The 19,961-nt window shown below is 42.8% G+C and carries 17 protein-coding genes; 6 read left to right on the top strand and 11 right to left on the bottom strand.

Translation table 11 applies throughout. The features are described from left to right. Positions 1 to 56: 56 nt before the first annotated feature. A complete protein-coding gene (locus AC1DYB_RS14480) occupies positions 57 to 893 on the top strand; it encodes a universal stress protein (protein WP_477435935.1) in 837 nt (278 codons plus the stop codon). A 254-nt stretch (positions 894 to 1,147) separates the two neighbouring features. Here AC1DYB_RS14480 and AC1DYB_RS14475 read toward each other — a convergent pair whose 3' ends face one another. Genes AC1DYB_RS14475 through ftsH form a run of 3 tightly spaced genes read right to left on the bottom strand, consistent with a single transcriptional unit; the run spans position 1,148 to position 4,081 of the window. After that, positions 1,148 to 1,474, bottom strand: coding sequence for a carboxymuconolactone decarboxylase family protein (locus AC1DYB_RS14475; RefSeq protein ID WP_477435933.1), 327 nt, complete (start codon positions 1,472 to 1,474; stop codon positions 1,148 to 1,150). 34 nt (positions 1,475 to 1,508) lie between these two features. Beyond that, positions 1,509 to 2,129: a hypothetical protein gene (locus tag AC1DYB_RS14470; protein ID WP_477435931.1), complete on the bottom strand. Its 621-nt coding sequence runs from the start codon at positions 2,127 to 2,129 to the stop codon at positions 1,509 to 1,511. After that, complete coding sequence (gene ftsH / locus AC1DYB_RS14465) at positions 2,129 to 4,081, bottom strand: ATP-dependent zinc metalloprotease FtsH (protein ID WP_477435929.1); 1,953 nt, start codon at positions 4,079 to 4,081, stop codon at positions 2,129 to 2,131. Before ftsH ends, AC1DYB_RS14470 begins: the two co-directional genes overlap by 1 nt. A 449-nt stretch (positions 4,082 to 4,530) precedes the next feature. On the opposite strand from ftsH, the gene AC1DYB_RS14460 reads away from it, so the two are divergent. The 3 genes from AC1DYB_RS14460 to AC1DYB_RS14450 all read left to right on the top strand — a co-directional run bounded on the left by AC1DYB_RS14460 (position 4,531) and on the right by AC1DYB_RS14450 (position 7,694). Beyond that, positions 4,531 to 5,118, top strand: a complete 588-nt coding sequence (locus AC1DYB_RS14460; protein WP_477435927.1) for a hypothetical protein — start codon at positions 4,531 to 4,533, stop codon at positions 5,116 to 5,118. Between the two features lie 160 nt (positions 5,119 to 5,278). Next, positions 5,279 to 6,097 carry a helix-turn-helix domain-containing protein gene (locus tag AC1DYB_RS14455; protein WP_477435925.1) on the top strand — a complete coding sequence of 273 codons (819 nt, stop codon included), beginning with the start codon at positions 5,279 to 5,281 and terminating at the stop codon, positions 6,095 to 6,097. A 40-nt stretch (positions 6,098 to 6,137) separates the two neighbouring features. Then, complete coding sequence (locus AC1DYB_RS14450; RefSeq protein WP_477435922.1) at positions 6,138 to 7,694, top strand: FAD-dependent monooxygenase; 1,557 nt, start codon at positions 6,138 to 6,140, stop codon at positions 7,692 to 7,694. 19 nt (positions 7,695 to 7,713) lie between these two features. Here the strand turns inward: AC1DYB_RS14450 and AC1DYB_RS14445 are convergent, their stop codons facing one another. Next, entirely contained in the window at positions 7,714 to 9,138 is a 1,425-nt protein-coding gene (locus AC1DYB_RS14445) for an MATE family efflux transporter (protein WP_477390493.1), read from the bottom strand. A gap of 275 nt (positions 9,139 to 9,413) precedes the next feature. On the opposite strand from AC1DYB_RS14445, the gene AC1DYB_RS14440 reads away from it, so the two are divergent. Next, on the top strand, positions 9,414 to 10,316 hold the full coding sequence (locus AC1DYB_RS14440) for an N-acetylmuramoyl-L-alanine amidase (protein WP_295711419.1): 903 nt from the start codon (positions 9,414 to 9,416) through the stop codon (positions 10,314 to 10,316). A 211-nt stretch (positions 10,317 to 10,527) separates the two neighbouring features. Here AC1DYB_RS14440 and AC1DYB_RS14435 read toward each other — a convergent pair whose 3' ends face one another. Continuing rightward, entirely contained in the window at positions 10,528 to 11,349 is an 822-nt protein-coding gene (locus AC1DYB_RS14435) for an alpha/beta fold hydrolase (RefSeq protein WP_477435920.1), read from the bottom strand. 467 nt (positions 11,350 to 11,816) lie between these two features. Here AC1DYB_RS14435 and AC1DYB_RS14430 point away from each other — a divergent pair, with 467 nt between their 5' ends. Next, on the top strand, positions 11,817 to 14,279 hold the full coding sequence (locus AC1DYB_RS14430; protein ID WP_477435918.1) for a TonB-dependent receptor: 2,463 nt from the start codon (positions 11,817 to 11,819) through the stop codon (positions 14,277 to 14,279). Between the two features lie 6 nt (positions 14,280 to 14,285). Here the strand turns inward: AC1DYB_RS14430 and AC1DYB_RS14425 are convergent, their stop codons facing one another. The 6 genes from AC1DYB_RS14425 to AC1DYB_RS14400 all read right to left on the bottom strand — a co-directional run bounded on the left by AC1DYB_RS14425 (position 14,286) and on the right by AC1DYB_RS14400 (position 19,951). Then, positions 14,286 to 14,909 (bottom strand): hypothetical protein, encoded by a 624-nt coding sequence (locus AC1DYB_RS14425; RefSeq protein WP_477435916.1) that lies wholly within the window; start codon positions 14,907 to 14,909, stop codon positions 14,286 to 14,288. 814 nt (positions 14,910 to 15,723) lie between these two features. Beyond that, positions 15,724 to 17,985 (bottom strand): multicopper oxidase domain-containing protein, encoded by a 2,262-nt coding sequence (locus AC1DYB_RS14420; RefSeq protein ID WP_477435914.1) that lies wholly within the window; start codon positions 17,983 to 17,985, stop codon positions 15,724 to 15,726. Between the two features lie 43 nt (positions 17,986 to 18,028). Next, the gene (locus AC1DYB_RS14415; RefSeq protein ID WP_477435912.1) at positions 18,029 to 18,544 is read right to left on the bottom strand and encodes a DUF3347 domain-containing protein; all 516 of its coding nucleotides are present in this window, start codon (positions 18,542 to 18,544) and stop codon (positions 18,029 to 18,031) included. Positions 18,545 to 18,570: 26 nt separating this feature from the next. Then, positions 18,571 to 19,092 (bottom strand): helix-turn-helix domain-containing protein, encoded by a 522-nt coding sequence (locus AC1DYB_RS14410; protein WP_477435910.1) that lies wholly within the window; start codon positions 19,090 to 19,092, stop codon positions 18,571 to 18,573. Positions 19,093 to 19,206: 114 nt separating this feature from the next. Continuing rightward, positions 19,207 to 19,605: an HYC_CC_PP family protein gene (locus AC1DYB_RS14405; RefSeq protein WP_477435908.1), complete on the bottom strand. Its 399-nt coding sequence runs from the start codon at positions 19,603 to 19,605 to the stop codon at positions 19,207 to 19,209. A gap of 133 nt (positions 19,606 to 19,738) precedes the next feature. After that, positions 19,739 to 19,951, bottom strand: a complete 213-nt coding sequence (locus tag AC1DYB_RS14400; protein WP_477435906.1) for a heavy-metal-associated domain-containing protein — start codon at positions 19,949 to 19,951, stop codon at positions 19,739 to 19,741. Between the last annotated feature and the right edge of the window lie 10 nt (positions 19,952 to 19,961).

The following is a 19,961-nucleotide window of genomic DNA, read 5'->3' as shown; positions in this document are numbered from 1 at the left end:
CCGGAAGCTTTTGTATAGTTCATTTTGCGGAAGCTTCTTTTTTTTAAATAAACCACATGAAAAAGTTAATGATTGCTATTGAAGCAGAAAAACCGGATCAGCAAAGCATTGCATTCGGCTGTTACCTGGCCAAACTCACCCGTTCCGGGTTAACAGGCATTTTCCTAGAAAATCTCCCCGCCGAACCCGCCCCTGGTGTGAAGTTTGCATACGGGAGCGTTTTTGTGGAAACAATTAATTCCCTCGATCTGCCAGAAACGGATTTTAAACTGAAAGCCGGCTCAGAAAACATCCGGAAATTCAAAGCGTTTTGCGAAGAGCAAGGGGTAGCCTACCAGATTCACCGCGACCAAAGCGTGCCGGAGGAAGAATTAATCGCCGAAAGCCGCTATGCCGACGCCATTATTACCAGGCCGGGTTTATTTGCTACTTCAGAGCTGGAGATACCTGCCGGATTGGTTAGGGAACTGCTGGCCAAATCCGAGTGCCCTGTCATTATCGCTCCCCACCATGCCGGACCGATTAATAAGATCCTGTTCGCTTATGACGGAAACGCATCGTCAGTATTTGCGATCAAACAATTCACTTATTTATTTCCGGAACTAAGAAATTGTGAAATCACTGTACTGCAAGCGGATAAAGAGGCGGTATTTAGCGAGGCGCAGAAGGAAAAACTGTATGAATACCTGAAGGAACATTACAGCCAGATAAACTTTAAAGACCTGCATGGAAAACCGAACGACGAACTGTTTGATTATATGCTTCGGGAGGCCAATGCGTGCCTGGTGATGGGGGCTTTTGGGCGAAACTGGCTATCCAGCCTATTCAAGGCCAGTACGGCTGAACTGCTTATCAAAATTAACAACCTGCCGATATTCATTACCCATCGGTAAAAAAAATGCCAATGAAGCACAAATGAAGGAAACAAGGGGTCAAGCTTACGCCATTAACGAGGCACTTTTATTAATGCCGCCAATATGGTTTCTTGTACTGGTCTATAGGTACTGAATTTGCTTGAGAATGTAGTCAAACGCACATGATAAGCACCACTCCGCGCCTTACGGGTAACATCCCCATGAGGTGCTGTTCCCAACTTTAAAAAAGAAATGAAACTATAAATGGTCCTCCCGGATCCTATGAACTTTATTTAAGAATTCAGATCCCCATTGTCGTAAATTGCTAAAGCCGCCGGCAAACAGCTGGCCACTCCGCTTAAGCCACATACGCTTATGGTAATTAATATAGTGTCTTTGATTTCATCACGGGTGGCACCGAGTTGTTTGGCCATTTGCACATGGTAACGTACTGCAGTAACATCACCCAGGGCTGATTTAATACCGATATACAATAATTGCTTAGTTTTAGAGTCCAGTCCGCTTGTGCTTTTTAATGCCTCTATCAATTGGTTAAATGCTTTTGATACTTCAGGGGCTTCCTGTTCAAATACTTCAAGGGGGTTGTCGTTGCTGTTCATGATTTTTAGTTAATTGATTAACGGGTTATAAAATTTAGTAATCCAGGTTTTTCCAAAAAAAAATTGCCAGTAATAAAATCGACCCAGGCGCGGTGATTAGCCATGGTGCCCCAAGTAGCAGTACCCATGTAGAAAAATGCGGGTAAAAATAGGCAAAGCCAATAAAAGGTATCATCATTGCATTAGCTATTAAAAATCGCCTGAGCCATCTTTGTGCCCCACCTTTTTCAAACAGGAAAGCGGCAAATAAGGTAGACAGCCCCATACAAATATAACCTAGTGCATCAAGGGTCCAGAAAAAGGAGTGCGGTGTAACGGTCAGAATATTCTCTTTAGGGTCGAGCATCGATAAGGGTATGACAGTTGCCAGTTGGACCGTATACATGAGCACGACATAAATGGCATACATTAGTGCAAATAATAAGGCCGCGTGGCTCCAGAATTTCCGGTCCTCGGGCACGATATAGTGTAAGGCTAATATTGTCAACAAAAAAGGAAGCGCAATTGCCATTGAAAAACTATAGATCAGGATGGCATCCAAAGGATAGTGCACGCTACCTATTATTTGTAAAATCTGTACTACGCCATATCCTGCAGCAGCAATAAATGCCGCAAGCGATGCATAAAAACCCAAAAGCGCAGTTTCCTTTTTCATTATAAAACGTTGAGGATCTTATCTTCTTTGGTACGATGGCCTAATATTTTTTCCAGGTCCTCCCTGTATATCACTTCATTTTTCAATAATGATTCAGCTACTTTTTCCAGTAAAATTTTATTTTCGGTCAATAGTGTTTTAGCGGTCAGATAGGCATCACCTACCAGCTTCCGAATTTCCTGATCTATCAGTTCGCCCGTAGCTTCACTAAAAGGTTTCTGAATAGATAAGTCGCGCTGGCTGGTTGAATCATAATAACTAACGTTACCCAACTTATCATTGAAACCATAATAAACCACCATAGCATAAGCTTCCTTGGTCACCTTTTCAAGGTCGTCAATTGCCCCGGAGGAAATTTCACCGAAAATGACTTCTTCGGCCGCCCTGCCTCCCAGTGTAGCACATAAATGCTCCCTGAATGCAGATTTGCTTCTTAACTGTTTCTCTTCTGGCAGGTACCAGGCAGCACCTAAAGATTTCCCCCGCGGAATAATGGATACCTTAACCAATGTATCAACCGTTTTTAATAGCCAGCTGGTTACGGCATGGCCAGCTTCATGATAGGCTATGATTCTTTTTTCTTCCGGAGAAATGATCTTACTTTTCTTTTCGAGCCCAGCAACGATCCGGTCAATTGCATCTGTAAAATCCGTTTTTTCTATTTTAGTTGCCTTTCTTCGCGCCGCTATCAAAGCGGCCTCATTGCAGATGTTTGCAATGTCTGCCCCGGAAAACCCCGGTGTTTGCGCGGTCAATAATTGAATATTAATTGCCTCATCAACCATTAAATTGCGCATGTGAACTTTAAAAATGGCCGCACGTTCACTCATATTAGGCAGTTCCAGGTAAATATGGCGATCAAATCTGCCCGGACGAACAAGCGCCGGGTCAAGCATGTCTGCACGGTTGGTTGCAGCTAAAACGATAACGCCGGTATTGGTACCAAAGCCATCCATCTCGGTTAATAATTGATTTAAAGTACTTTCCCTTTCATCATTGGCGCCTCCTAAAAAGGCGCCTTTTCCCCTTGATCGTCCAATAGCATCAATTTCATCTATAAAAATGATACACGGCGCTTTTTCCTTGGCCTGGCTAAAAAGATCACGTACCCTGGAAGCACCTACCCCCACGAACATCTCCACAAATGCAGCACCGGAAATTGAAAAGAAAGGCACCTGGGCTTCGCCTGCAACCGCTTTTGCCAGCAGGGTTTTGCCGGTTCCTGGTGGGCCCACCAAAATGATACCTTTTGGTATCTTGGCGCCCAGTTTAGTGAATGACCCCGGCTTTTTCAAAAAGTCTACTATTTCCAGCACTTCTGTCTTTGCTTCATCCAACCCGGCAACGTCATTAAAATTGATATTACTGTTCTCCTTTTCAACCAAAATCGCCGTGGATTTCCCAAAGTTAAAAATAGAAGGCCCGCTGGTTCCTCCCATGCCGCCCTGTCTCCTGATGAAAAAGCCTGCTACTATGTAAATCAAGATAAAAGGGAGCACCCAGCTTAATATATTCCAGAACCAATTGCTCTGATAGGTATAACTAACAGGAACCTTTTCAGTCACAGAAAAGTTTTTTTCCGCCTCATCCATATTTCGGTCAAAGGATTCTACCGACCCAATCGTAAATACATAATGGGGCCCATTATTGATGCCGCTGCCAAATGAAGGTTTAAATACCTCTTTAAATGCGGTATCACCTGAAAATATTTTTTTGATATATACTTCTACCTTTTCTTTATTAACTACAACCAGTTTTTCGGTCGCTTTGCGGTTTAGTATCGTGGTTGAAAATTGCTGCCAGGTGATTTCTTTGGTGCCATAAGAATCCGTTAATATTGGCGATAAGATAAAATACAGTAACATAATCACATAAACCCATATCCAGCTGAAAGCGGGTTTAATTTTCTTTTTATCAGGTTTTCTGTATTTTAATTGCTGATCCGTCTTCATAGATTAAAGATGGGAAGCCCAATGAAGAAATAAAATGATGAAGATCAGCTAAATTAATGATCTGTTTCAGCGCTTCAACCATCAAACCCTCAACCTACTTGCTGAAATGCAGATCTGCACCAAATATATAACGCTGAAAAAAAATGATTATAACGGTCTCCGCTACAAGGCCACTATTTCGGATGACCTTATTTATATAACTCTCCACATTTACCGCAGATATTCCATATTCTCCATCCTAATACCTGTAGTTACAACTCCAGAAGCATATAAGTGTCGCAGGCCATTATCCAGGTGAACTTTTGGAGAATTTTCATTTCAATATGCAAAGCAATTGTAACAATAGGCAAGCGATTTAATCTTATTGGCAGTTTACAAACCAGAACTTTAGGCAAATGATCAAAAAATATTCAGTTTTAGCAGGAATATTATTTTCGTTGGTTTTAATAATGATAGCAATTTCAGTTTACCCGGGCGGCACAAGGTTCGATGAATATTCTATTGGTTTCAACTGGACAAAAAATTTCATGAGCAACCTGTTTGGAACAAACGCGTTGAATGGCGCTGAAAACCCTTCCAAAATTTGGGCATGCGCAGGAATGATCATCCTCCCATTTACTTATGCCGTATTTTTCATTAATATGGCAAAAAAAATTCCCGAAAAAAATGCCGCCAATATTCTAAAATACGGAGGTGTAGCTAATATTTTCTTTACATTTTTAACTGTAACATCGCTACATGACATCATGTTGATCATATCAACCACTTTGTTTTGGAGTTGTATAGTTGTTATTACGGTTTTTATCATGAAAACAAGGCTTCATTTATTTAAATTCTTTTGCATAATCAGTCTTTTGGTTTTTTATTACAGTATTTACCTATGGGGCATAAGTGATTGGAATTTATTACCAATAATGCAAAAAGTAAATTTTGTCAGTTCAACGCTATTAATTTTAGGGCTCGAGTATTTTACCACCCAGGAAGATTTTGCCCATATTAAACCAAGGACACGTAAAAAATTAGCTACGGACTACTAATACTGATATTTTCAATATTGGGGCAGACGCAAAATAGGATTCATATTCGTTGGCCAACTAACGGCAGTTCAATCCCGCTTCCTTCTACAAATAAAGGCAAAACCTCAAATCTTTCGATTTGGGGCGTTTTATTTTTGACCCAAATATGCTATCTTTCGAAATGCAGCACCAAGAATTTGAACCTCCTGAAGAACTTCGGGATATCATAAAGTGCTTTTGGTATAACAGAAGAGACTCCGGAGAACTACCATCGGGTTTTGAGGTACAACCGGATGGCTACGCTGAAATTATTTTTCATTTCGGAAGCACCTGTTGCATTTCTTGCAATGGCGGCCTGCAGCCGTTGCCATCGCCATTTATGATGGGGCTGCTCAATCAACCCGCTGTTTTTTACACGAAAAATCGTTTAGAGATCATTGGTATCAGGTGCTTTCCATGGACCGTGTTCGACTTGCTTGGACTGCCGGCCGCTAAAGACGGGGTGCGCATATTTGAGCACCCTATTGCCCAGCTTCAATCCACGTTGAGTAAGTGGATTCATGCTGGCAGGATAGATGAAGCGGTGGCTGAGGTAAAACAGTATTTCTTGAATGCACGATCGGGGATTGCGATTGACAGTATGCTATTCAAAGCCGGGATTGCTATGAGGGAAGCAAATGGCACCATTCCGGTAAGCCAGGTAGCGGCGGCGGCTCATGCTACGGTGCGTACATTGGAAAGAAACTTCAAGCAATCTTCTGGCTATACTGTTAAAGACGTGTCTGGTCTGATGCGCTTTGAGCAGGTACGAAACCAATTATGGCTTTATCCAAATTCAAACCTTGCCGGCTTAGCTCATGAGCTGGGCTATACAGATCAATCTCACCTGAGCAGGGAATTTAAGCGCTACAGCGGTACTACGCCAGCGGCATTCGCACGAAAGGCCAAGAAGGGAAAACAGGCTGTAAGCAGCGATTTTGTCGCGTTTATACAAGCCTAACGCAGGCACATTCCAGAGTTTTGTGTTTCAATCATTCTATATGAAAGTTACACCTCAAAGCAAGAAATCAGCACAAAATCATTCTACTCACGATATAATCATCTCCGGCGCAGGGCCTGTAGGTCTGTTCCTCGCCTGTGAACTCGCCCTGGCCAAATGCTCAGTCCTGATACTGGAAAAGGCGGAGAGTCCGCACTCGCCATTGAAGCAAATGCCTTTTGGGATACGGGGACTCTCGGCACCCACTATTGAAGCACTTTACCGCCGTGGGTTGCTAAAAGAACTTGAGATACATAAACGCCTTAAAAACCCACACTCAAACGCCGTACAAGGGCCACGCCGTCAGGCCGGGCACTTCGCCGGCATTCTATTCCATGACGGCGATATTGATACCTCACAATGGCGATACCGCCTGCCAAACTCGCCCCCCACCAGTTTAATTTCTGAAATGCAGGAGCTTGAGGCTGTGCTGACCCGCCGCGCAGAAGCTTTGGGTGTAGTTATCAAGCGCGGGCTTGCCATTACTCACTTTCATCAAACCGGAGACGGGGTGACTGTTAACTCAGGCGACCAATACTTTAAGGGTAAGTGGCTTGTGGGTTGTGATGGAAGCCGGAGTGTTGTTCGCAAAGCAGGCGGGTTTGAATTCGCCGGTACCGAGCCAGAATTTACCGGCTACACTACCCAGGTTGATATTGCCGACCCCGGGAAGCTGAGCCCGGGCCGAAACGTGACACCAACAGGTATGTACCTGCAATCGCAACCGGGTTACGTGGTGATACAGGATTTTGATGGAGGGGCTTTTCATAATTCAGAAAAGCCAATCACGCTTGAACACGTGCAGGAGGTGCTACGCCGCATCTCAAACACCGATGTTACTATCAGCGCACTGCATTTGGCAACCACCTGGACTGACCGGGCAAGGCAGGCCACAACTTACCGCAACGGACGGATACTTTTAGCCGGCGATGCCGCGCACATTCACGCACCGTTGGGAGGCCAGGGACTTAACCTTGGGCTGGGCGATGCCATGAACCTGGGCTGGAAGCTTGCCGCAACCATCCGGGAGAAAGCGCCGGAGGGTTTGTTGGATAGTTATTATACAGAACGGCACCCAATTGGTGCACAAGTGCTGGATTGGTCACGCGCCCAGGTTGCTATCATGAAGCCAGACCCGTATGCCCGCGCCCTGAACGCGATTATCCGCGACCTTATGAATACGCGCGATGGTGCCACCTATGTTGCAGGACGGGTGTGGGGCATTTTTACACATTACAATCTCGGTGGCCATCACCCCCTGGTAGGTCACAGCGCTCCCAACTTTGAGTTGGAAAACGGTGCAAAAATTGCAGAGCTAATGCACGATGGCCAGGGGATACTACTTGATTTTGATAAGAATGATTCGCTTAAAACTTTGGCGAGTAAATATGGCGACCAAATCAGGTATATTTCAGGCAATGCAAAAGACCGATTAGCGGTAAGCGCCGTACTGATACGCCCTGATGGGATTATCGCCTGGGCTTGTGATAACAACCCGAATTGCATCGAACTGGAAAAGGCAGCCGGTCGCTGGTTTGTTTGTAATCAGCGATGTTAGTCGCATAATGAACGGTGCACTAAACCATGGTTTTCTTCCATTTTCCACGCTTAAACAATATGTAAGCCGCTATACTTAATCCAATTTCGGAAAAGGGGATAGCAATAAAAACGCCGGTTGGCCCCATTGCAAAATACTTGGCCAATAAATAAGCCAAAGGAATTTGGAATAACCAAAATGTAAAAATGTTAATTTTGGTAGGTGTCCAGGTGTCGCCGGCACCATTAAAAGCACTGGTTAAAACCATACCCACCCCGTAAATAATAAAGCCGCCGCTTAAAATTTGTAAAGACCGGGTGGCTACTTTTTTAACAGCCTCATCGTCAGTAAAAAAAGAGGCAAATAAATGCCCGCAGGTTAAAAATAATACGGTCACAATGCCTAAAAATACAATTGTATATTTTATAGTTTGAAATACCGATTGTTCTGCCCTGTCCACATGCCCGGCTCCTAAATTTTGCCCAACTAATGTCGCTGCCGCATTGCTCAAACCCCAGGCCGGCAGCAGGAAGAACATCATTAACCGCAATGACGTTTGGTAACCCGCAGAACCATGATCGCCACCTGTTGTAGCAACCAATTGCGCCAAAAATATCCAGCTACAACTGGCTATTACAAATTGCAAAATACCCGGTGCCGCAATTTTAATGATCGCTTTTATCTGATGCCAGTCGGGTATAAAATAGCTTATGCGAATTTTTAAAGCATTTTTGCCATTAAATAAGTTATAAATCTGGTAGGTAACCCCCAAACCGCGACCAATGCTTGTGGCTATCGCTGCTCCCGTTAATCCAAAAGCCGGAATAGGACCAAGCCCCCTGATAAAAATAGGACATAAAATAATGTTTGCCATATTGGCAATCCACAAACTACGCATGGCTACGGCGGCGTTACCGGCTCCCCTGAAAATACCATTTATTAAAAACAACAGCACAATGATAAGGCTGCCGCCCATCATAATGCGAACGAATGGAGTTCCATGATCGGCAGTTTCTGTGGAGGCTCCCATAATTAAAAGCAGGTCTCTGGCATGTAAAAATCCCAAAATACTGATGGCCAGGTTAATAAACACAGCAATTACAATGGTTTGCATTCCTGCCTTTGAGGCGGCTTCAGGATTTTTTTCACCAATGCGGCGTGCAACAACCGCTGTTGCGGCCATACTTAAACCTATGGCCAATGAATATATTACGGTTAATACAGATTCCGTTAATCCCACCGTTTGAATAGCGTGACTACTGTTTTTTAAATGACCTACAAAATAAAGGTCGACCAGTGCGAAAACAGATTCCATGGCCATTTCCAACATCATGGGGATAGCCAATAAAACAATTGCTCTTTTTATACTGATGGAGGTGAGGTCAACTTCCTTACCCTTTATTGCTTGTTTTAAAACCGAGAAAAAAGAAGATACCTTACCCTTTATAGTAATTGATTGTGACATAGATGTAAGCTTGTATTATTTTAGGAAGTGGCTTTTTATCTGAGACCCTGAAGTACAAATATAATGAGACCTTTTGGTTACGCAAGCTGTGATTGAAACGGCAGGAGCAGAAAACCATCCGGTATAACCGCGATTCAATCATCGGTTTTTTATAAGATTTGTGTACAATTATAAAAAAGATCTAAAAAACGATTGGGGATTACAATGTTTTATTAATTCTATTTATCTTTAGTAAACCAAAGACAATCAATTATTTAAACCTTACCTGCACCCTTATGAAAATTACAGATCACTGGTTAGTTGCCGACTCCGCTACTGAAAAAATAAAAATTTCTAAATCCGGAAATGTCAGGGATCCTATCGATCCTGATTATTTGGTAATTCATTACACCGCCACAGATACTGCGCAATCAGCAATAGATTGGTTTATGGATACCCGATCGAACCCTGATAAAATTGCCGCACATATTGTGTTAAATACCGATGGCACAATTACCCAGCTGATACCTTTTAATCACCGGGCAAATCATGCGGGTACCAGCACCTGGGATGGGGTAGATAATTTTAATTTTCATTCCATCGGGATAGAAATTGTAAACCCGGGTTTTGTAGAGAAGCTGGCAGATAATACTTTTAAACGAGCTACAGATGATGGTGTAAAAATTTATCCGGCTACCGATGGTGATAAGTTTATAAAGATTGATCACAAGCATAAGTTTTGGACAGGTAAAAGCAACCATCAATGGCGCACCTTTCCTGATGCTCAGCTACAGGCGCTATACAAGCTTTGCAAAGTATTATTTGATACGTATCATTTAATAGCAGCCGTTGGTCATGATGATATCTCTCCGGCGCGTAAGCCAGATCCCGGACCGGCATTTCCCTGGGATACATTTAAGGCGAATGTATATGGCAGTACTAATAACACCGGTAAAATTTATATTGTAAATACCGAAGACACGAATTTTAGAAATTCATTTTCTACCAATGCCACTGTCCTTAAAAAATTAACAAAAGGGTATGAGGTAGGCTTGATAGAAACAAACGGCCAATGGAGTAAAGTATACCTGGTAAATAGCCAGGCCGAAGTATTGCAGAATGTGGAGGGCAAATTAAGGAGCATTAAAACCATAGGATGGATATTTAGCTCTCTGTTATCTTTAAAACCCGGTCAATAAGCATACCTGGTCTTGTCGAAAATCGCTTTAGAGCCGTTACGAAAAATTGAGGCCTTTCTTGGGTCCTCTATAATAGTCAGGAAATTGTCCCGGCAAGGGCTGCTTCAAAATGTATAAGGCCTTGAAATATTAAATTTCAAGGCCTTAGCTTTTTAACTTAAAAACTACCAGCTTTATAATGCCGGCAATTTAAATGAAGTATCTTTTTTATTTATGATTTGAAAAAAGCCAAAAGATCCTTATTGATGGTTGCGGCTTCTGTAGTCGGCATACCATGGGGGAAACCCGGATAGGAAATAAGTTTTCCATTTTTTAAAAGCTTTATAGACTTTGCTGCCGAATTGTGAAATGGAACGATCTGGTCATCTTCGCCATGTAAAACAAGCACAGGAATATCCACACTTTTAAGGTCTTCTTTAAAATCCGTTTCTGAAAAAGCCTTAACACCATCATAATGCGCTTTTACTCCGCCCATCATTCCCTGGCGCCACCAGTTGTCTCTGATTCCCTGCGATATTTTCGCTCCCTCACGATTGTAGCCATAAAATGGAAGCGTAATATCTTCATAGAATTGGGCCCTGTTAAATGCTGTACCCTCGCGTATGTCATCAAAAATAGCCATAGGAACGCCGTCCGGATTATTTTGAGATTGTACCATGATCGGAGGGACCGCGCTGATTAGTACAGCTTTGGCTACCCGGTCTTTTCCATGTTTTGCAACATAATGGATAACTTCGCCGCCACCCGTTGAGTGCCCAACATGTATCGCATCTCTCAAATCAAGTGCCTGGGTTAGCTCGGCCACATCGGCTGCATAGGTATCCATGTCGTGTCCGCCTGAAACCTGGCTTGATCTTCCATGCCCGCGACGGTCATGGGCAATAACCCTAAATCCCTGCCCAAGAAAAAACATCATCTGTGCGTCCCAGTCATCGCCCGATAAAGGCCAGCCGTGATGAAAAACAATTGGCTGTCCGGTTCCCCAATCTTTGTAATAAATTTCGGTTCCGTCTTTTACTGTAATCTTACTCATTGCGTTTGTTTTTGATGATTAATAAAATAGGTAAATATACTTCTATGGACCAGTGTAATAGTAGCTGTAAATAATCCATTATAAATGGACTTGAATATGAACATATGTTGATGGCGTAGCAATCAAGGCCGGACGAAAGCCGGTTTAAAAACTAAAATAGTAAATAAAAGCTTATTTATGAATCCGCCCATTCAAAATTTACAAATATCCGGCAAACGCCCCAAAACTCTCCGCAAATTGGTTCTCGAAAATCAACAGGAATATAGTTTTTATATCGGCGCCTGATTGTCCATATACAATCATCTGTCGACCAGTGGGGCAATTTTACCGATGAATAGATTTCGGCACCGGTTAATTCACGCTTCATCCGGGCTAACCGGCTCTTCGTCGATTATTTACCTCCCACGGTCTATCGCATTTTACAGGTTGAGTCATTTGCTTTTTATTTGGAGCATAAAACCAAAGCGATGAAAAAAATATACTTCTTAATCTTATGCTTACTACCGTTTACATTGGTAAGAGCCAGTGATACAGGCTCGTCAAGTATTGCCGGTACTGTTATCGATTCGCTCAGCCAAAAACCTGTTGATTATGCTACTATATCTGTATTTGACCAGGTAAGTGGTAAACTGATATCCGGTTCATTAACAGGTACAGATGGAAAATTCACTTTAGAAAAATTACCCAAAGGCACTTATCAATTAAAGATCAGTTTTTTGAGTTATGCCAACAAAACCATTTCTAACCTTAAAGTAACTGATGGAACCTTATTAAAGTTGGGTAAAATCCTGCTCAGCCCTGATAGCCGGCTTTTGAAAGAAGTACAGGTTACGAGCAAAAAAGCTTTGATTGAGGAAAAAATTGACCGGACGGTATATAACGCCGAAAGTGACCTGACAACCCGCGGGGGCGATGCTACCGATGTCATGAAACGCGTTCCGATGGTGGCTGTGGATCCAGACGGGAATGTGAGTGTTAGAGGTAGCCAGAATATCAAAGTTCTTATTAATGGCAAGCCATCGGCAATGGCTTCAGCAAGTATTTCCGACGCTTTAAAACAAATTCCTGCCGACCTGATCAAAAGCGTAGAGGTGATCACTTCTCCCTCTGCTAAATACGACGCCGAAGGGTCCGGTGGCATCATTAATATCATACTGAAACAAAATACACTTCAAGGCATGTCGCTGAACCTCAATTCGGCAGTTGGCACACGGGGAGGCGATCTTGGGCTAAACGGAGGTTACAAGGTAGGCAAAATGAATTTTTCTCTTGGAGGGTTTGGCCGCACAGGCTACAATATTCCAGGCGAATTTAGTAACAGTCAAACAGTAAACAGCCTTACTTCAAATGACACTTATTTAACCACTCAATCTGCCGGCACGCATAATAAATATTTGTTTGCCAGGTATAATGTGGGATTGGACTATGATATAAACGAGCATAATTCACTCAGCCTTGGCGTTGTTTTCGGGGCTAATAACCACCCCACAGTTCAGGACAATTTTCTGACCCAAAGCTATTTAAATGATGTACTTACCGGCTCATCATTACAGAAAAACAAGATCACAAATAATTCAAACTCGGTTGATGCCACATTAACCTATACGCTGACAGGTGCAAAGCCCGACCGCGAGTTTAGCTTGCTTACCGAGTACAGCCAAAACAACCGCAACAATAATTTTGAAAGCCTTTTTCTCAGTCAAAATGATGGCTCGATTACCGGTGGCCTAAAAAACAACAATAACAGCGTCAATAAAGAACTGACTTTAGAAGCCGACTATCAAACACCGCTTGCAAAAAACCAATTGCTGGAATTTGGGGCTAAGGATATTATCCGGACGGTAACGAGCGATTATGCTTACCTGGCGGCTTCAGGTTCTTCGCTTAACTATTTACCCGTTTCATCGGCAAGCCTTTCAAATGCCTTTAATTACAAGCAAAATGTTGCCGCTGGCTATGTATCCTTTACTTTTGTTCCCTTTAAAAATTACACTATTAAAGCCGGCACCCGTTACGAGTACACCAGCATTAATGCCGATTTTCTGAGCGGCTCGGCTGTTAATATACCTAACTATGGCATATTGGTACCCAGCCTAAACATCTCCAAAAAATTCGACAACGGCGATATGATTAAATTAGGATATAACCGCCGCATACAGCGCCCGTCAATTGAATTTCTGAATCCTAATATACAAGCCTCAAATCCCTTAAATATAACCAGTGGGAACCCCGGGCTACAGCCCGAGTTCACCAACAACTTTGAGCTGGCCTATAGTACTAATATCAAAAATAACCATTTCAATATTTCGGCGTTTATGCGCAACACCAATGATGCTATACAAACGATAAGGACAACCAGTGGCGACACGGTGAAAACCAGTTTTCAAAACCTGGGGAAACAAAATGCATACGGTATGAGCCTATCTGCCAACTTAGCGCTTACCAACAAGCTAAATATTAACGGCGGCGTGGATCTGTATTATTTAAACCTTGATAACCAAAACCCCGATCCACTTTTCCGGGCTTCAAATCACGGCATGGTAGCTAGCTACCGCTTGTTTGGCAGCTATGATCTTTCTGATAGTTATTCCATCCAGGCGTTTGCATTTCGCCGCTCCCGCCAGATCCAGCTACAGGGTTACCAGGGCAATTTCAGCGTTTATAACCTGAGTATCAATAAAAAGTTTGCCAATAAAAAGGGCAGTATCGGCATTGGCGGCGATAACTTTTTAACCAATGCATTCCGCATACCTACGGTTGTTAACTCGGGCAACATTAACCAAAACGCGGTAAACGTTATGCATAACCGGAGCATCGAAATCACGTTTAGCTATAAGTTTGGCGGCCTTTCAACACCAAAACCCAAAAAACCTAAAAAGACTATCAACAACGACGACTTGAAGGAAGGTAGCAGTAACAACAATAACTAAGCCCAATTACCCTACATGAGTTGTTCCTGTCTTTGTGCGATTCCAGATTCTAAAATTCAACACAAACTTATTTTTTTGAATTAACGACCGCCATTCCACAAATAAAATAGAACAGAGAAAAAGTAAACCTACTATTAAACTTATAATTGACTTCCAGGAGATTCCGCCCTCCATCATACTTTTCGCATTCTCAGATACATATTTTCCTAAATGGACAGTAATTGCATCGCTCGTAAATTTGCCTATAAAAAAAGCAGGGATAATATACCTTGCATTTATTTTTGCCATACCACTGGCCAGAAATAAAGGTGTAGTGGGCAAAGGCAATAAAGTATAAGCAAGTATTGCTGCCTGGCTTTTCCATCCTTTTTCTTTCATTTTTTCGCCAAGGAACTGTACGTCTTCATTCTTTGATTTCTTGAAAATTCTCCCCGCAAGCAATGGAATATATAGGGTGAGGATGTACCGCCCTATAATAGAGCCGATAACTCCAATTATAATAACCCACCAGATGTTTAAACCATAGGCCACCTGCAAAAAAATCATAATTGTAAAAGCCGGCGGAAATGGAATAGGAACCACATCAAACAAAAAAGAACCCGCAAAAACCAGTAAGTATTGCCACCACATATATTCGATCTTAGTATCTTATTTTAAAACGTATAGTTTTGATCTAAGGTACTAAGAATACGAGGAGAGTGATAGGGTAAATGATAGAAATCATTTGATTGGCTGAGATACATCACTTAATTACTTTGCATGTGGAATGCAGACCCGTCAGCCGAAGGACGGCGCGACGCAGCGGCTTTTTTTTGCGATCTCCGGTTGGGAGGGGTGCAGCTGAATGCGCGGCAATGGCAGGGAGGGGTTTCGTCGACATACCATCTGCAACGGTGCTTAAACTCCTGATTTAACCCCTACCTCCTCCTTCCCCGAGGAAGGAATCGCACATTACCCCTACCTTTTTTTACCGTAATAGTCGCGTTTATACCCGGCCGTAGATCATAGGCGTTCGGAAGATTTCTTAACGGCTTTTTAATTCCCTCCCAACGGGAGGGGTGCGGCTGAAATGCGCGCAATGGCAGGGAGGGGTTTCGTCGACATACCATCTGCAACGGCGCTTGAACGCTTGATTTAACCCCTACCTCCTCCTTCCCCGAGGAAGGAATCGCACATTACCCCTACCTTTTTTTACCGTAATAGTCGCGTTTATACCCGGCCGTAGATCATAGGCGTTCGGAAGATTTCTTAACGGCTTTTTAATTCCCTCCCAACGGAAGGGGGGGCGGCTGAAATGCGCGCAATGGCAGGGAGGGGTTTCGCCGACATACCATCTGCAACGGTGCTTGAACGCCTGATTTAACCCCTACCTCCTCCTTTTCTAAAGAAGAAATCACTCATGGCCCCTACCTTTTTATATCTTTCGAACAGCTATGATCATAGCTCAATAAGTGAGCGTTAAACCGCCGCCCAAACCCATATCGCTATCATAATGGCTTGATACAGAAAAATATTTGGTAATGATATATCGTAGGCCCGCCGCATATTCCTTATCGGTATTTCCCATCAGCGTAAGCCGCAACCTGCTGGTTACAGGAATATCTTCCCGACCCAGCTGAAACCGCAGTTTGCCATTTCCATCTACCCTCATATCAGCTACAAAAAGCATGGGCAATGTATAAGCCAAACCGGCAACTACCGTTTTGCGGTTATTTTTATTGCTTGCCTGCCCAAAAAGATTCGTTTCCTGCTCGGTGGTTTTTTTATAATGATAATCAAAACCCGCATAGCCGTACAGCCATTGCATCTGCCCAAAGTAGCGCCCAACCATGGTTTCACTTTCATAGCCTTTAGTGTTATTGATGCCTAAGTGCCACATGGTTGATAGTTTCCAGCGAGTATTTGCTAAACTTACATTCCCATCGCTGCCATTGCTTTCCAGCCCTATTTTGGCCATCGCATAAAAGCGGCGGTCATCGGCATACACCTTTTTTATTGACTCAGCAGGGTTAGGCACCTCCGGATTAACCGGCGAGTTTTCATAGCTGAATATCCGGCCCATGCCACTCATCATGTGGTACAGTATATGGCAATGAAAAAACCAATCGCCGCTTTCGGTTGCCGCAAATTCAATGGTATCTGTTTCCATAGGCATAATATCAAGCGTGTTTTTTAGGGGCGAATAATCTCCCTGCCCGTTTAACACTCTGAAATAATGCCCATGCAAATGCATAGGGTGCCGCATCATGGTATTGTTATAAAGAATGATCCTCACATTCTCGCCCTTCTTTATCAGGATCTTATCCGCCTCTGAAACCGTTTTGTTATTGATAGTCCATACATAACGGTTCATATTACCGGTAAGGTTAAAGTGCAATAATTTAACAGGCCCCGCCGGTAAATTGGTAGGCTTAACGGCTTTTAACATGCCATAGTTTAATGTTACCAGGTCGGCATTACCCATTTCCATACCCGGCATATCCGCCATTTTTTTGCCTGCAGCCGCCGTATCTTGTTTCATGGCGTCATCGCCCGTAATTTCCGGGTACATTACGGTGTTCATGTCCATAACCTGGTTGGTCATTTCCATACCGTCCATCTTTTTCATGTTACCATCCACACCCATCATACCGTTCATCATCTTCATCCCCTCAAAGTACTTTAACCGGGGCAAAGGCTTTGCTTTTACTTCGGGACCACTGCCCAACCATAAAGAGGTTGACTTGGTTCTGTCTTCGGCGGTAGCTAAAAACTCATAACTACCATCTTTAGGTATGGTAACAACTACATCATAGGTTTCGGCTACCGCTATAATCAGCCGGTCTACCTGCACGGGCTGTACGTCTTCGCCGTCATTGGCCACAACCCTAATTTTACCCCCTGCATACTTGAGCCAGAAATAGGTGGATGAACCGCCATTGATGATGTGTAGTTTTACCTGGTCGCCCTTTTTAAATTGCGCGGCATGGTTTGCTACTTTGCCATTGCTAAAAAAGCGATCGTAATAAACATCACTTACATCCATGGCAACCATTCTTTTCCACTCGTTGGTTAGTTTGGTTTTGAAATGACCTTCACTAATAGCCTCCGCATAGTTTTGGGTGCTGCCTTTGCGTATGGCGTACCAATCGGTTTGGTTATGTAGTGACCGCTCCACCTGGTCGGGGTTTTCATCAACCCAATCACTCAGCAATAAGGTGTATTCCTTTTGCGCAGCTTCTTCTTTAGGATGAATAATAAATGCGCCGTACATTCCGCTTTGCTGCTGGGTCATGGTATGGGAGTGGTACCAGTATGTGCCATGCTGCACCAGCGGAAATTTATAAAAATGGGTTTCGCCAGCCTTAATTGGCGCCGTTGTAAGGTATGAAACTCCATCATACCTGTTGGGCAGTATCAGCCCATGCCAGTGGATGGATGTTTCCATCATCATTCCATTATGCACATAGATCTCGGCGGTATCTCCCTCGGTAAATTCCAATGCCGGCGCGGGTATGCTTCCGTTTATAGCCATCGCGGGTTTTAATTTGCCCGTGTAGCTCACGGTAGTATCGCCAATGTATAAATGGTAAATTTCGCGCTTACCAATTTTGGTGTAAAATGGCCGATGCTTTTCACCATCATTCATTTTCATACCGCCATGTTGCGCGTAGGCCAAACCAACCGACCCTAAAAGGTTCAGTATAAATAAAATAAATATTTTCATAATATGTGAGCTGCCGGAAACAGGCCGGCAGCTTTTGATTAAATTATTGGGTTACCGGAGTCAACGTTTCCGTAGTTTTTCCGCAGGTAAGCATTTGCTTACCATAGTAAGGATTTTTAATAGCGGCAGTTTCGCTTAACCAGCTGGCTTTTTTCATAGGGCAGTATTGCTCATAAATCACCGTGCTGTTTAATTTCAATCCTTTAACCACCTCATACATGTTTTTGGACAAGCTGGTAAAGTGTTCGCGCTGATGATCCAAAACCGGGCTTTCGCTAATGTGCCTGCTGTCAAACTGCAGCTTTTCCATATAGGTCATCCATAATTTATGCTGATCGGGAGTTAATTTATTCATCGGTACAGCACTGATGGAGACCAGCAAATCTTTGGCTTTGCTTTCAGTAACCGCACTGTTATCGGCTATAAGCGCATTTTTAACACCCAGGTAAGCGGTTACCACATTATTTATCGCTCCTGCTGCGGTTGATTCCTGGGCCTTGATCTGTGTACAAGCTATTAATAAAGTAAAAGCTAATAACAATTTTTTTAGTGATTTCATGATGTATAGTTTTTATGAATTTGATTTTATAGTTTATCGATAGGTTTGCGCCCCTTGGTTTCTGCAGCTTTGAACTGGCTGGGCGTAATACCGGTTACACTCTTAAACTGTGCCGATAAATGCGCGCTGCTGCTATAGCCCATTTGAAAGGCAATTTCGTTTAAATTTAACTCACCATATTGCAGCAGTTCCTTTACCTTTTCCACTTTTTGCTGAATAATATATTTTTCAATGGTGGTGTCTTCATGTTCAGAAAACAGGCGGCTCAGATAGGCATAATCCTTATTTAATTTAGCCGCAAGTAAACTCGAAAAATTGAAATTATTTGCAGCAAGATCTGAATAATGTACTTCCCGGATGATGATATTTTTTATATGTTCAATCAGCTTATCTTTTTCACTATCAATCAGCTCAAAGCCAAGTAACTTTAAGGCAGATGCAATTTCAACCATCTGGCTTTCATTAGGTTCGGGGTTTACAACTGCCACACCTAGGTTAACATCCTCCACCTCAAGGGTTAAATTTTGGAGTTGTTGTTTTACGACCATAACGCAACGATCGCAAACCATATTTTTAATATGTAATATCATGTGTTTCTTTTCAAGCTGTTTAAATAAAAAGACAATAAGTGTCCAATCCGCAAAAGACGCGGTTAAGCCTGATCAGATCTGTAGGGAACAAAATTGAATAGAGATTTCTTTACCGGATTTTCCGGGCGGTGCCTTACGCTCTGTCCAGGCAAAGTCCCGGCTCATTGGTTTTCGCAATAAATAACCAGTGGTTGTGGCATAATTAACCAAAACGACTACCGGTGAAAACTGGTAATCAAAGGCTGGTTTAATATTTTCTTTGATAGCATATTCGCCATGCTTTTTACAGCATCCGCAATCCTTACTATCCGCGCAATGTTTTTTGTTCTCTTTGTCAGCCCCAGCATTAGCCATTAACATGGCTGGCTTTTTAAACAAGTTAGCGGCAGCGCAATGAACGATACAAACAAACATCCCTGTTGTAAGTAACAGGTAAAATGCCCCCATGCCGATGATTGCCGCCCTTTTCATTTAATAACAAAGTTACCTTTTAATAAAACATGCTTTTTATAAAACCCCGTAATTAAATTATAAAATTACGTAAAACCGTTCATATAACTAAAAGCCAATAGCTCGCGTTATAGGGCTATTGGCTATGTATGGTTTAAACCCTTTCGGCATTAAAGCCCTTTTGTTTTAAGGCGCTGATGATTCCGTCGGATGATATCTCTTCATCAGCCTCAACAGTGAGGATCTTATTAGGGTTTGTTGTATCTACGTTCCATTTATCAATGCCCTTTAAGCTGTTTAATGAAGGCGTAACTGTTGCTATGCAGCCACTGCAATTGATGTTGGTTTTGAATTTTAAAGTTTCCATGTTTATATAT

This window comes from Mucilaginibacter sp. P2_A4 (genome assembly GCF_056405015.1).
This window is presented reverse-complemented; position numbering and strand designations above follow the sequence as displayed.

What these genes read in the sequence shown, in the direction of transcription:
- AC1DYB_RS14430 (WP_477435918.1), top strand. Translation starts at nt 11,817, where the DNA reads ATGAAAAAAATATACTTCTTAATCTTATGCTTACTACCGTTTACATTG.
- AC1DYB_RS14400 (WP_477435906.1), bottom strand. Translation starts at nt 19,951, where the DNA reads ATGGAAACTTTAAAATTCAAAACCAACATCAATTGCAGTGGCTGCATA.
- AC1DYB_RS14445 (WP_477390493.1), bottom strand. Translation starts at nt 9,138, where the DNA reads ATGTCACAATCAATTACTATAAAGGGTAAGGTATCTTCTTTTTTCTCG.
- AC1DYB_RS14415 (WP_477435912.1), bottom strand. Translation starts at nt 18,544, where the DNA reads ATGAAATCACTAAAAAAATTGTTATTAGCTTTTACTTTATTAATAGCT.
- AC1DYB_RS14455 (WP_477435925.1), top strand. Translation starts at nt 5,279, where the DNA reads ATGCAGCACCAAGAATTTGAACCTCCTGAAGAACTTCGGGATATCATA.
- AC1DYB_RS14435 (WP_477435920.1), bottom strand. Translation starts at nt 11,349, where the DNA reads ATGAGTAAGATTACAGTAAAAGACGGAACCGAAATTTATTACAAAGAT.
- AC1DYB_RS14450 (WP_477435922.1), top strand. Translation starts at nt 6,138, where the DNA reads ATGAAAGTTACACCTCAAAGCAAGAAATCAGCACAAAATCATTCTACT.
- ftsH (WP_477435929.1), bottom strand. Translation starts at nt 4,081, where the DNA reads ATGAAGACGGATCAGCAATTAAAATACAGAAAACCTGATAAAAAGAAA.
- AC1DYB_RS14475 (WP_477435933.1), bottom strand. Translation starts at nt 1,474, where the DNA reads ATGAACAGCAACGACAACCCCCTTGAAGTATTTGAACAGGAAGCCCCT.
- AC1DYB_RS14460 (WP_477435927.1), top strand. Translation starts at nt 4,531, where the DNA reads ATGATAGCAATTTCAGTTTACCCGGGCGGCACAAGGTTCGATGAATAT.
- AC1DYB_RS14420 (WP_477435914.1), bottom strand. Translation starts at nt 17,985, where the DNA reads ATGAAAATATTTATTTTATTTATACTGAACCTTTTAGGGTCGGTTGGT.
- AC1DYB_RS14410 (WP_477435910.1), bottom strand. Translation starts at nt 19,092, where the DNA reads ATGGTCGTAAAACAACAACTCCAAAATTTAACCCTTGAGGTGGAGGAT.
- AC1DYB_RS14480 (WP_477435935.1), top strand. Translation starts at nt 57, where the DNA reads ATGAAAAAGTTAATGATTGCTATTGAAGCAGAAAAACCGGATCAGCAA.
- AC1DYB_RS14405 (WP_477435908.1), bottom strand. Translation starts at nt 19,605, where the DNA reads ATGAAAAGGGCGGCAATCATCGGCATGGGGGCATTTTACCTGTTACTT.
- AC1DYB_RS14470 (WP_477435931.1), bottom strand. Translation starts at nt 2,129, where the DNA reads ATGAAAAAGGAAACTGCGCTTTTGGGTTTTTATGCATCGCTTGCGGCA.
- AC1DYB_RS14440 (WP_295711419.1), top strand. Translation starts at nt 9,414, where the DNA reads ATGAAAATTACAGATCACTGGTTAGTTGCCGACTCCGCTACTGAAAAA.
- AC1DYB_RS14425 (WP_477435916.1), bottom strand. Translation starts at nt 14,909, where the DNA reads ATGTGGTGGCAATACTTACTGGTTTTTGCGGGTTCTTTTTTGTTTGAT.